Origin of the sequence: Chitinophaga polysaccharea, assembly GCF_007829335.1 — a bacterium.
GTDB classification, from domain to species: Bacteria; Bacteroidota; Bacteroidia; order Chitinophagales; family Chitinophagaceae; genus Chitinophaga; species Chitinophaga polysaccharea_B.
The window spans coordinates 1,057,036-1,070,484 of record NZ_VIWO01000001.1 but is presented as its reverse complement, the minus strand read 5'-3'; the positions used below and the strand labels follow the sequence as shown (position 1 = coordinate 1,070,484).

At 45.4% G+C, this 13,449-nt stretch carries 6 protein-coding genes; all 6 read right to left on the bottom strand.

From position 1 onward, the window contains the following. Window positions 1-15: 15 nt before the first annotated feature. Window positions 16-1,455, bottom strand: coding sequence for a SusD/RagB family nutrient-binding outer membrane lipoprotein (locus FHW36_RS04540; RefSeq protein ID WP_145662895.1), 1,440 nt, complete (start codon window positions 1,453-1,455; stop codon window positions 16-18). Between the two features lie 11 nt (window positions 1,456-1,466). Then, complete coding sequence (locus tag FHW36_RS04535; RefSeq protein WP_145662890.1) at window positions 1,467-4,559, bottom strand: SusC/RagA family TonB-linked outer membrane protein; 3,093 nt, start codon at window positions 4,557-4,559, stop codon at window positions 1,467-1,469. Window positions 4,560-5,036: 477 nt separating this feature from the next. After that, the gene (locus FHW36_RS04530; protein WP_145662886.1) at window positions 5,037-6,449 is read right to left on the bottom strand and encodes a RagB/SusD family nutrient uptake outer membrane protein; all 1,413 of its coding nucleotides are present in this window, start codon (window positions 6,447-6,449) and stop codon (window positions 5,037-5,039) included. Window positions 6,450-6,477: 28 nt separating this feature from the next. Next, a complete protein-coding gene (locus FHW36_RS04525) occupies window positions 6,478-9,570 on the bottom strand; it encodes a SusC/RagA family TonB-linked outer membrane protein (RefSeq protein WP_186452299.1) in 3,093 nt (1,030 codons plus the stop codon). Between the two features lie 486 nt (window positions 9,571-10,056). Further along, entirely contained in the window at window positions 10,057-10,746 is a 690-nt protein-coding gene (locus tag FHW36_RS04520; RefSeq protein ID WP_145662880.1) for an IS1595 family transposase, read from the bottom strand. Window positions 10,747-10,995: 249 nt separating this feature from the next. Beyond that, window positions 10,996-13,365, bottom strand: a complete 2,370-nt coding sequence (locus FHW36_RS04515; RefSeq protein WP_246121070.1) for an efflux RND transporter permease subunit — start codon at window positions 13,363-13,365, stop codon at window positions 10,996-10,998. Window positions 13,366-13,449 lie beyond the last annotated feature (84 nt).

The following is a 13,449-nucleotide window of genomic DNA, read 5'->3' as shown; positions in this document are numbered from 1 at the left end:
TTAGACTAACGGTTATCAACGCTGTGTATCCCACCAAACCCTGTCAGTGAGCAACCCTGGTTGCTGCGGCTGTTTGTTGGTAGCATTTTCAGAAGATGGATATACAAAACGCCGGGGGATGGAAGTGAGCCCCTGGTAAGGATTCAATACTACTTTCAACTTCGGAAAATTTGTTCTTCTCCAGTCGTTATACGATTCCAGTGAAAGGAAATTAGACACATACTTTTCCGTCATAATGGTTTCATAGGCAGTAGCGTCTGTCAACGTACAATGAGCGGCAATATATGCACTCACGTCAGCGCCCGATGGGTTCAGTCCCAGCCTGCTCATCGCCGCATTTACAGCCGCTATAAAAACTGGTTGCGCTGCGGCTGTTCCGCTGATCAGGTAAGTAGCTTCCGCCCGGATAAACAGTAACTCATCATACGTACCTAAATAAACAGATTGATCGGGCCTGTTAAAAAAGCTACCTACTTTGGAAACAGTATCTTTTCCATTTAATTTTCCATTCGGACTGCTACCTATTATTCTCCCTTTATATTCACCCGTTGCTGGCGCTACGGCTGCAATCACCGGCAGTCGGGGATCTGCTTTAGATTTTAGCAAGTCTACAAGGGTAGACGACATATAGGTATTACCCCAGAATGTAAGAAACTGGAACCACGGTGCATTGTTGCCAGCAGTACTGCTGAACTTTACACCCGGATTAGTAGTGGCATCTGTAAAACTTAGCGCTGTGGCATCCAGTGCCAGTTGCGCCTGCGCTTTGACATCCTTTCCCGGAGCATAGCACAAGCGAAGCGCATAGCGTGCCTTCAGGAAATAGGCAAATTTCACCCAGCTCCCCATCTGATCAACCTGTGTGCCATAGAAAAGATCTTTGGCATCTGGTTGTACTATGCTGTTATCCGGTCCTTTCATCAGTTTTATACCATCATCCAGCAAAGTAAAAATAGACTGGTAAATGCTCTCCTGTGTATCATACTTTGGCTTGAGATTATTGAATCCCTGTAATCCATCTGAGTAAGGCACTTCATTCCACAAGTCGGTAGCAATAGCCAGGTTGTAAGCAATCATTACTTTGGCAACACCTTCATAGTGCGTGTGCCCTGCCGCAGCGGCCTGTGTTTCCAGTATCTTAAGATTTTTCAGACAGGCTGGATACAGATCAAATGCCCAGGTGATGTCTACATCTGTGGCCGTTACCCTATAGGAATCCCAATCCGGGGCGCCCAGGTTATAAGCCAATTGCTGCGTCCAGAAAGCAGCGGTTCTGGCAGGATAACCACCCGCAATATTAAAGGCATCATTCAATTGAACAGATGTCAGCAGCAGCCTGTCATCTACTTTGGAAGCACCGGCCGGGTCTGAGTTTACGTCCAGGAATTTCTTACACCCGGCTCCAGCTATCAGCATATATCCGGCGATAGCCGTCATTACTATTCTCTTTTTCATCGTTACCAGGTTTAGAAAGTGAACTTCATTGTTGCATTAAAGGAACGGGTACTGGGCGTTACATAATGATAAAAACCACCGGCATTGCTGCCCACGCCATAAGTACCTAACTCCGGATCAGAGCCCGTAAAGCTCTTGTCATGGTGTATCCACAAATTACGTCCTGCAATGGATACCATGGCGGCTTTAAACGGTGTACGCTTCAATAATTTCGGCATCAGGTGATAGGCCAGCGTTACATTTCTCAGCTTAATAAAAGAAGCATCCTGTAGCAGGTTTTCATTGGCATATACCCACATACCCTGGTAGTACTGTTGATTTGTTTTGATCGCCGTGGTATTCTCTTTTCCATCGCTGGCTCTTACGCCTTTAATGATCGTGGAGCCTTCGCGGTTCGCCGTAATACTACTGGTACCATAATACACGGAATAGTACTCGTCGAAGTTCACCAGCTGTCCACCAATGCGTGCATCGAGTGTAGCAGAAAGATCTATACCCTTATAGGAAAAAGTATTGGTGAATCCACCCAGCCAGTCCGGCTGAATATTGCCGATGTTAAAAGCCGTACCCTGATCCAGGATAGGATAGCCGTTGTCGGTTACCAATTGTTGCCCATCAGCATTCCTTTTCCAACGCGATCCTTTAATGGTACCATAAGGCTGACCCGCTTCCAGGAATATACCAGGTGCGGTATAACCGCCAATCTGTATAGCCGTTACCCCTGGCGACAATCTTACAATTTCACTTCTGTTACGTGAGTAGTTCAGCATCAGGTTCCAGTTAAAATCTTTAATACGAACCGGGGTAGCCGTTAACGTTAGTTCAATTCCTTTATTCGTTAACTTTCCTGCATTTACAATGGCGGTAGTATACCCGCTTCCTGCGGAAACGCTGGTTTCATAAATCAAGTTAGTGCTTACTTTGCTGTACCAGCTGGCCTCCAGGCCAATCCGGTTATCGAACCATTTTGTTTCCAGCCCTGCTTCAAATTCTTTCAGGCGCTCTGGCTCCAGGTTGGGGTTTCCAAGTATGTTACGGCTGGAGAAGGCACTGGCCCCATTTACAGGCGGTATAATCTGCAAGCCAAATCCATCCTGGATTTTTGTTTTGTAAAATTTGGTATCTGTCTGATAAGGCGCAGCATCATTACCCACCGCGGTATAAGCTACTCTCAGCTTTCCGAAGGATAATGCTTTACTACTCTTTAATGCAGACAATTCAGAAAATACAAAAGCGCCGGTTACCGATGGATAAAAATAAGAGTTATGTCCCTCACGCAAAGCAGACGACCAGTCATTTCTTCCGGTTACGGTAACATAAAACATCTTATTATACTCCAATACCGCTTGTCCGTAAATACTCACCCTTCTCCTGTCGTAGTAATTTTCCGTGGTAGTGATTGTTTCGCTGTTGGCAATATCATATAGGTTATCTACCGACAACCCTATTCCTTTGGTCAGCAGGTCGGTATAATGTTCTGAAATAATGTTATTACCTACCATTACTGTCAGATCAAATTTATCCCAGGCCTTGTGGGCGGTGGCATAGAAATCATGATTGATCTGGGTATTATTTATGACTTCGTCGAAAACGCGGCCGTTGGGATAGGAGGTGCCTAACGAGCCTTTGGCTTCGTGGAAAGTGCGATTATCGGTATATACATCGGCGCCAATCCGCTCAGTAAGCGTTAACCAGTTCAGCGGTGTGTATACCAGGCTTACTGTTGGTATAAAACGGTGCACATTTAACCGTAACCCCGTACGGTCAGCAATCCAGAACGGACTGTTTTTATTGTCTTTATACATCCGCTGGCTGCCATCTGGATTCGTATAGGGTAGCAGGTTATAGCTGATGGGAGCACTATAGAGGGTAGACAGGTAAGTAACGGTCCCCGCCCCTCCGTTTCCTTCCAGCAAGCGATCATTGCGCGAATCAATATAATTAAGGCTGGTATTAACTACCAGTTTTTCGGTGAGATGGCTGGAAAAATTAGCGTAAAGAGCGTTCCGGTAGTAATCGGCGTTCCTGGTTACCCCTTCCTGTCGCAGGGAAGTGTAGGAGAGGAGGTAACTCGATTTATCTGTCATACCGGTAAGACTTACGCTGTTGTCCCAGGTGGTACCGGTTTTAAAAAACATTTTACGCGGATCGTATTTGGGTAGTGGCTGCCCATTCACATTAAAAGTATCCATACGAGGGCCCCAGGATAGCGGCGTTTTTGCATTCACCCCATCATAATACTTTCCTCCATCGCCCTGTGCCCAGTTTTGCTGAAACTCGGGTAAGATGGCTTTGTCGATATTGACGCTGGAACCTACTATTACATTCAATCCTTTGGATCTTCTGCCGGCGCCATTTTTAGTTGTGATAATAATGGCTCCTCCTGCGGCTCTTGAGCCATACAATGCTGTGGCAGAGGCGCCTCTTAATATGTTTACCGATTCAATAATATTAGGGTCTATATCTATTCCGCGGTTGGGAGTAGTGCCGCCAACATACAGGGGATCGTCGTCACCAGCGCGCAGCTGGTCATTACTGATGGGTACTCCATCCAGTACAAACAGGGGCTGGTTATTTCCTCTCAGGGAGGCGCCCCCGCGAATAATCACTTTGGTGCCGGCCCCCGGCGCTCCGCTGGTGGCGCTGATTTGTACCCCGGCTACTTTTCCCTGCAAGCCATTCAGGAAACCGGTTTCCTTCGACTGTACGATATCCTCCCCTTTTACTTCTTGTGTAGCATACCCCAGGGTGCGTTTTTCACGCCTGATTCCCAAAGCCGTTACCACTACTTCGCCAAGATCTTTCTTATTCACTCCCAATGCTACATCAATAGTGCTTTCTGCTCCCACAGCCACTTCCTGGGTAGTGTAGCCGATAAAAGAAAATACCAGGACCGGATGCCCTGTTTCGGCAATTTCTAGTCTATAGGACCCATCGTTGGCTGTCAGCGCTCCTTTTCCACTTCCTTTAATACCAATGGACACTCCCGGCAATCCTAATCCATCTTTTGCGTCTGTAACCTTACCGGTGATTGATTTTGTTTGTGCATAGGCGCCTACAACACTAACGGTTACAAGTAACCATAAGAGTAGTCCTCTTTTCATAAGCAATATTGATTTGTAAATATTTGACAGCAATTAAAACCAGGAAGATCAAAATGATCATAGCGCTGTTTGTTTATTTCCGGTAATTCTACTTGTTTGTATGTCACACAAAAAACCGCGTGTGCATCCTCATATTTGTGCCCGATTTATCCTGCATTGTCTGCGACCCCTTCTTATACTATACACGAAATAATGGTTGCTATTAGTAATTAAACTGCTGCAATATAGAAAATTCAAAAAAACCTTATCTACAGCCTCTTAAAAAATGTGATGATTCACATTTCATTTAACTTTTCCCTGCTAAAATATGCTAATATTAGTATAACGGGAATTATTTAAACGTTTTTTGATGAACAGGGCCATCAGTTAGTATCTTACCGGCAAACACACCATTAAACTTATCTAGTTAGGTATAGAAATGAAAAAAGCGCCCCGGTAACCGGGACGCCTTTCCATGGTTTTTAATAGTAAGGTCCGTTAGTATTTTGGATTCTGCACCATATTTGGATTTGCATCCATTTCAGCCTGCGGAATCGGGAAGGCAACGCGGAAATCGGTAGGACCGGTTTTCCTGGTGCTCAGCGCATTGGCATCAGCGATATTACGTTCGCCGTTCTTGCGGAACAGGTCAGTCATCGCAAATCCTTCGCCCACCAGTTCAATCCTTCTTTGTTTAGCGATTTCAGCTTTGATGTTATTAACATCAGTAAATGGATCCAGGCCACGTTTAGCACGGAGCGTGTTTATGTCGTCGGTCGCTTGCTGCAGGTTGCCCAATTCAGCGTAAGCTTCGGCACGATTCAGCAATACTTCGCTGATTCTCAGTACTTTCACATTCACTAAACCAACTTGTCCCTGTGCCTTATTACCAGAAAACTTCATCAGGTAGTTGCTACCATCGAGCGTTTGGGTAAAGCCTTTACGCACATCTTTAGTATCCAGTAAAGCCATAAATCCATCGGTCAACCTGATATCTCCGTAACCACCCAGTTTAGAAGGAACGTACATATAACCGAAGTTATTAGAACCTCTTCCGTTAGGTGTCAGGAAACGCAGGGAGAAGATATCCTCGCTACCAGGAGCGTCTGCATTAAAAGTATTTGCTACTTCCGTAGGTGCGTATAAAGCATATTTGTTACTGTTAATCAGCTTGCTGGCTTCATCAATAGCCAGTTGCCAGTCGCCTTTGTAGAGATAGGCGCGGCTCAGTAATGCTGTAGCAGCGTCTTTGGTAGCATTGAAAACATTGGCTTTAGCATCTGTAGTAAGGCCATCCGGTGCTTTCTGCTGTGCTACTTTCAGATCAGCGATAATAGCTGCGTAAGTTTCTGCCAGTGTACTACGTCCAGGTTTGAAAGTGGCGGGTACATCTGTGGCCTTTGTTACCAGGGTGATACCACTGTTAGGTTCATTTACCTTAGCATCCACATTGGTATAAGGCCGGGTGTATCTTCTCGCCAGGTCAAAATTTGCCAGGGCACGGAGGAAGTACGCTTCTCCCTTAATAGTAGCAGTGGTGGTGGTTTCCGGCAGTTTATCGATCAATACATTAGCCTGGTTTACTACGCGGTAAGCGTTCAGGAAAGTATTGGTTTGTGGCGCCAGCAAGGGCGTATAGTTCATCTGGAACTCCGTGATAAAACGGTTGGAGTTCTGTGAAGTTATTTTCATGTCATTACCACCTAAGTCAGTAACAATCAGAAAATCGCGGCCATAGTATTCCAGTTCTTCCATACGGGTATAGATACCATTGGCGAGAATACGTGCGTTTCCTTCTGTTACCGCGTCATTTCCATTTAAGGACGACTGTGGATTCTGATCCAGCTTGGTGCAGGCGGAAAACAAGCCCGCTGCGGCCACTGCGAATATGGAGAGTTTTGAATATTTCATAATTGACTAAAGTTTTTGTTTTACTTCATTACAAGCCTACACTGATACCAAATGTGATCACTCTTGAAGTAGGATAACGATAAAAATCAGTACCCGCATTGGTAGTAGCTGTAGAGGCAGTGCTGGTCGGAGAAATCGGGTTGGTGTTCATATCCGGATCCCATCCTTTATAGCCAGTCACCGTAAACAGGTTTTCTGCCTGTGCGTATACTCTTAATCCCTGCATATGCATTCTGCTCACCATGTTTTTTGGAAGGTTGTAACCGAAAGTCACGTTTCTCAACCTAACATAGGAGATATCTTCCAGGTAACGGGTGGAAGAAGCATTAGAGTTGGTACCATTGCCCCAGATAACTTTAGGTCTGTCGGCAATATCACCTGGTTTCTGCCAGTGGCTGCCGGCGTCTTTTGCCTGGTTACCGGTGGTGTTGTTACCATCGCTTTCCAGGAAAGAGCGGTTGTAGTTATAGGCTTTGTTGCCAGCGCTGAAAGTGATGAATAAAGACAGGTCGAAGTCTTTATAGTTGAACTTGTTGGTAAAACCACCGGTAATCTTAGGCAGTGCCTGACCAACGTATTTTCTTACAGCTGAATTGTAGTCAGTGGTAGGTTTACCATCAGCACCTACCCAGGTAGCAGCGCCTGTTTGAGGATCTACACCTGCCCATACCGGCATGTACCAGGAACCGAAAGGCATGCCCACTTCAATTCTCTGACGGGAACCGGAAGGAATAAACTGCTGTCCACCCAATGACAATACGCGATTGCGGAGGGTAGCAAAGTTCAGGTCGGAAGTCCACTGGAAGTTCTTGGTAGCTACCGGAATACCACCGATAGTTACTTCAAAACCCTGGTTCAGCATCTTACCTACGTTCATATTCATTACGTCAAAACCGCTGGTCATAGACAGAGGCAACTGCATCAGCAGTGCAGAAGAGCGTTTGTCGTAGTAACCCACGGCAGCGTATAAACGTTTTTTCAGCACACTGATGTCCAGGCCTACGTCAAACAGATTTTGTTTTTCCCAGCTCAGCGCCGTGTTCGCAGGTTGTTTCTGGAATGCAACAGAGCCATCGGCATATACACCTTTCAGGCTATACAGTGGCTGATAAGGATAGTCGCCCAAACCTTCGGCGTTACCCATAATACCATAGCTGGAACGCAGTTTCAGGTCGCTCAGCCAGGAGATGTTTTTAGTAAACTCTTCTTCTGAAATACGCCATGCAGCGCCTACAGAGTAGAAGTTACCGAAACGATTATCTTGTGGGAAACGGGAAGAACCATCTCTTCTGAAACTACCGCTCAGGAAATATTTTGATTTATAGTCATAGTCTGCTTTCGCCAGGATCCCCTGGAACGCATAGGAAGTTTCATCGCCTCCCATGTCGAAGTACTTAGCACCTGCATCTGGCACCTGTGCCTGACCGTTAGGGAAGCCATTCTTCGCAGCAAGGCTCCATACACGGGTTTGGTAAGAATATTCATTTCCAGCCAGTAAACGGAAGCTATGATCTTTACCGATGCTGAAGTTATAGGTCAACAATTGCTGGGTAGTGTACAACGCGATGTTAGAATTAACGTTATACAGGTAGCCACCATAGTTACGACCATCATAAGAATCGGGTGCAGTCCACTGCTTTTCGCGGATATTGGTTAACTCAGCGTTACCTTTTACCACGAAGCGTAAACCGTCGATAATGTTGTATCCCAACGCAGCATTGAAAACTGTCTGGGTGTTGTTAGACTTGTTATAGTTCTTGTCTACGGTGCTCAGGAAGTTACCGCCACGGATAATAGGAACATAGCTGGAAGGAATGCCTGCAAACCCATCCCAGGTAGTGGAACCTGGCTGACCAGCAGTGTAACCGTTATAAGGGTTACCGGCTGCATCACGGGAAGGGATATACGGTACGTTAGACAGCGCTCCCATCAGCGGGGAAGAGTAGGAGTTACCACCGCTGGCACTTCTCTGGTCGGTATAGGAACCATTTACTTTTACGCTCAGGTCGAACTTATCATTGAATTTATGATCTACGTTCAAACGGCCACTGTAGCGGCTGAAATCAGAACCAATCAGGATCCCCTGTTGTTTGAAGTAGTCGCCGGAAGCGTAGTACTGGGTTTTGTCGTTTCCACCGCTGGCGTTGATACCGTAGGACTGGGTTTTACCAGTGCGGAAAGCTTCTTTCATCCAGTTGGTATTGATGTTGGTCAGTTTATCCGGGCGGTTAGCCAGGATGTCTGCCTCCGTGAAAGTGGGGCTACCATCTTTCTTGGTAGCATTTCTCATTGCTTCGCGCTGATAAGCCAGCAACTCGGTGGAGTTCATCATATCAATGCCATGTGCCAGGTTCTGGAAACCGTACTTGGCGTTGAAGTTAATCCTGTTTTGCCCTTTTCTTCCGGTTTTGGTGGTGATAACAATCACCCCGTTGGAACCGCGGGAACCGTACAATGCTGTTGCAGACGCATCTTTCAATACAGTTACGTTTTCGATGTCGGCTGGGTTGAGGTTGGCAATCACATCCTGGGTAGGCGTGTTCTGGGTGAAATCACCGGTAGAAATTACGACCCCATCCACTACATACAGCGGGCTGTTGCTGGCAGAAATAGATCCGATACCGCGGATACGTACTTCTGTTTTAGCACCTGGCTGACCGGAGTTGGTAGATACCGCTACTCCGGGTGCATTACCTTGGAGCATCTGGTTTACATCAGGTAAGGCAACGTTGTTAATCTTGGCACCGGCGATAGAGGTAGAGGCAATTGTTGAATTCACCTTCTTCTCAATAGTGTAGCCGGTTACAACTACTTCTTCCAGACTCTTGGAATCTGTTTTCAGTTTTACGTTCAGGGTAGCGGCGCTACCTACTGGTACTTCTTTGGCTTCATAGCCGATAAATGATACGATAAGGGTAGCGTTGGCGTCTACCTGGATAGAGAAGGAACCTTCCGGATTGGTAGTGGTTCCTTTGGAGGTGCCTTTAATTTGAATGTTGGCACCAGGAATCGCTGAGCCATCATTGGCGTCAGTAACTCTCCCCGTTACAGTGCGACTTTGCGCAAAGACCTGTCCGCCCAGAAATAGCACGGACAAGAGGAGAAATAAAACTTTCCTCATAAGCATGATTTTGTTGTTTCCTTAACCTTAAAAAATAATAATCGTTATCAAGGCCCGAGGCCTTAATTTATTTGGTTCCCGTTAAATAATTCAGTCGAAATTAAATGGTGATGGAATGCTTCTAAAGCTGGCGAGATAACAAGCGTACAGTAATATACATTGACAATAAATAAAATATTGACAACGTCTGTTGCGATTTATTCAATAAACCGACAGCAGAAGTAATCAACTTCTTTCTCATAAGCAGTTTCCTTAGCAAATTTTCAACCGGCTTCAAATATAATATTTATTAACAAAAAATTAAGCTTGGAAAGTTCCCGATAACATTCGGATAACATTACTTTAACATTGCATTAACATATTATATATTTAAATAATTTGTAATGGCATAATAATAAACAAGCGGCAAGAATACCGCCTGTGCTCATCAACCAAAATCTAAATCGAGATTAATGTTGCCCCGCATAAAGCGGGGCTAATGTTTTATCAGGAAAGGGTAAGCGGATATGCTTTTAACAACTCCAGCAATACCATAAATAAATCATCATTCCGATGATTAAACCGGTACTCACACTCTTTCAAGTGTAAATAAGCCGTATTACGGTTTAATCCCTTGAACTTAGCCAGGCGGTGCTTGGTAAGTCCCCAGAAAGCATCCACATCATCCATCTGATGGGAATCGGAAGTCTGACCTAAACGATACAAACGGTACTGACCTAAATCTACCAGCCCGTTAAAACGGCGTAAACGCTCTGAAATACCCTGCGTTTCCAACACGGAACGTCCGCGCGTAGCAGCATGGATCATAGAACGACTTACATCTGGGAGAATTTCGGTGTGTAACCTGTCTGCCGTTCGGCAAATACCGAAGATTACGGGCTTCACTATCCGGTCTACTTCCGGCTTTACTGCCACCAGCGTATCGCTGTCGTGGTCGGGGGTAGGGTCACTTTGCCGGACATCGTAGGTTAACACGGGAACCGGCGCAGGATGCTGCGATTCACAAAAGCGGGCTATCTGGTGTCTTAATTTTTTCAGATAACTATTGATAGTTACCCTACTGACACCGCTGATATTCGCTATCTGGGTTGCAGTCAGATCATCGGCAAATAGCCGCAAGATCTCCTTAAACTTACGCTCAGATAAATGAGCGCCCTTTAAGAACTTATTTTTCATGAACTATGTGGTTAGAATGGCGTTATAAACCTCATACTTTTTCATTATAATACCCCCTCCTTTTTTACAAGCGGTGATAAGGGTATTTGAATGTTGTCCACTAGATTATTTCAAGGTGTTTTTTTGTCCATTTTAGCTAAACATTTAGCACCCACTGCGAAATACAGCTCCTGAATGCCATCGGGGTTAACACAAAGCTGCTTTTACGCCCTGTGTTAACCCCGATAACCGTTATGATAAGTCTTAAAGTTACTCCTTGTCGCTGATACCTAATTGCGCTATGTCGATATCTTCCTCCTCATCCAGCGTTTTCCACAACTCTTTCTTCCTCGCCTTCTTCAGCAACGCCTTTTCCATCCACAATAACAAAGCCGGCAAGATAGTCAGATTGGTAATCATAGCCACTACCAGCGTAAGCGATGTGAGCCAGCCCAATGCCTTCGTACCGCCAAACTCTGAAAAACTGAAAATCATAAAGCCAGCAAACAAAATGGCAGATGTATAAATAATGCTCAAGCCGGTTTCATGTATGGTCTGTTTCACCGTAGCACTGATATCAAAATCATGGCGTGGCAGCTCCTGTTTGAAGTTAACCAGGAAACGGATAGTAACGTCAATAGCTATCCCCAGTGCCACACTAAATACCAACACCGTAGAAGGCTTCAGCGCCACACCAACCCAGCCCATTACACCAGCCGTTACTACCAGCGGAATCACATTCGGGATCAGCGATATGATCAGCATTCTCCACGAACGGAACAGGTACAGCATACAGAGCATAATCAGCACAAAAGCCAGGATAATACTCTCCATCAGCCCATTGATAATAAAGCGTGTACCCTCCTGGAATATCACACTGGTACCGGTAAAAGTAACCTTGTAATGCGCTGTATCAAAAATCTCCGTTACTTTCGGCCGCAGGGAATCCAATAACACAGGCAGTTTCTGTGATCCTACGTCCTTCATATTTACACTCAGCCTCGCTATCTGCTTAGTACTATCCATAAAGGAAGATACCAGCTTACTGAAGGTAGAAGTAGCTCCCGTGGCATTGTTATTTCCCTTCATCCGGAGATAAGGCGCCAGGAAGCCAAGATCAAACTCATTGGGCACCGCATAGTTGGAACTATCCCCGTTAAAATAGGCCTGCTTGGCAAATTTAATCCCTTCTACCACTGATAAAGGACGGCCAAAATCAGGCTGAGAACCGATCAGCTGGGTTAATTTATCTAGTCTGTTCAGCGTTTGCAGGCTAATCACCCCGTTCTTCCTCTTTGTATCCACCGCAATCTCCAACGGCATTACGCCCTTGAAATTGGTTTCCAAAAACTTCAGGTCAGTATATAGCTTGTCGGTATGCGGGATATCATCCAGCATATATCCCACTGATTGCAAACGGCCCATCCCCACTATCGCCAATATTATCGCTATTAAGCTCACCCCATATACCCAGGGCCGGTATTTGAATACCAGCGTTGTCAGAAAATCCAGTATCGCTGCAAAGAAGCGGTTCTCCAGGTAGTTGGTATGCTTGCTCTTGGGCGCCGGTAAATAACTGAGCACAGAGGGCAGGAAAATAAAAGAGATCAGGAAGATGAACATGATATTCAGCCCCGCTACTACGCCAAACTCTTTCAGGATGGCGCTGTTGGTAAAGCAGAATACTCCAAAACCAATAGCCGCCGTAAGGTTGGTAAACAACGTTACAATACCCATCCGTTGTATCATATGCACCAATGCCCGCGTTTTATTGGCATCCTTTGCATACGCGGTATGGTACTTACTCAGGAAGTACACACAGTTCGGAATCCCTATTACTACAATCAACGAGGGAATCAGCCCTGTCAGCAAAGTAATCTTATAACCCATCAGCACAATAGTACCTACCGACCAGATTACCCCAATGGCCACTACGATCATGGACATCAGTACTGCGCTAAAGGACCGGAAAAACAGGAATAATATCAACCCGGTCAGCAAGAAGGAGATTTTGAGGAACAACTTTAGCTCGTCCGCCACTTTAACGGCCATGGCTGTACGAATAAGTGGCAATCCGCTCAAATGTACTTCTGTATGCTGTTTTTCCTGGAAAGCATTGGCCAGCTTGGTAATTTCCTTTACCACGCCAGTGCGCTTAGGGGAATTAAATACGTCCTTATTCACATAAATAGCCATGAGATAGGCATGCGAATCGGGGTTGTACAACAGTCCCTTATAAAACAGGAGGGTGTTAAATACCCTGGATAAGCTGTCAATCACCACCTGGTTGCCCAAATCGCCCTTGAAAAGCAGGTTAGCCTCCAGCTTCTGGGTGCTGTCATTTTTTACGAGATTGATGGCCATTGGTACACTCATAATATTCTCCACGGCAAAAACATTCTTCATGTCCTTGTTCAGCTGAACATAATCCTTGAAAAAATCTGCCTGAAAAAATTTATCTGTCTGCACCGCAAGCATGAGCACATTACCATCCCCGCCAAATTTTTGCTTAAATTCCTGGTACTCAAGAAATTTGGGATTGTCATGTGGAATGGTAGCCACGTAGTCGTAAGACATTTGTACCTTACTGGCATAATAACCCATCACGCCGGTACCGGCGAGCAATAGAAGTAGAAGCAATAATCGATATTTTAGCACAAAGCCTGCTAAACGTTGCCACATAAGGATTTTCTTTTTTTATAATGGGCGTAAAGGTAATCAAAA

What these genes read in the sequence shown, in the direction of transcription:
- FHW36_RS04540 (WP_145662895.1), bottom strand. Translation starts at nt 1,455, where the DNA reads ATGAAAAAGAGAATAGTAATGACGGCTATCGCCGGATATATGCTGATA.
- FHW36_RS04535 (WP_145662890.1), bottom strand. Translation starts at nt 4,559, where the DNA reads ATGAAAAGAGGACTACTCTTATGGTTACTTGTAACCGTTAGTGTTGTA.
- FHW36_RS04530 (WP_145662886.1), bottom strand. Translation starts at nt 6,449, where the DNA reads ATGAAATATTCAAAACTCTCCATATTCGCAGTGGCCGCAGCGGGCTTG.
- FHW36_RS04525 (WP_186452299.1), bottom strand. Translation starts at nt 9,570, where the DNA reads ATGAGGAAAGTTTTATTTCTCCTCTTGTCCGTGCTATTTCTGGGCGGA.
- FHW36_RS04520 (WP_145662880.1), bottom strand. Translation starts at nt 10,746, where the DNA reads ATGAAAAATAAGTTCTTAAAGGGCGCTCATTTATCTGAGCGTAAGTTT.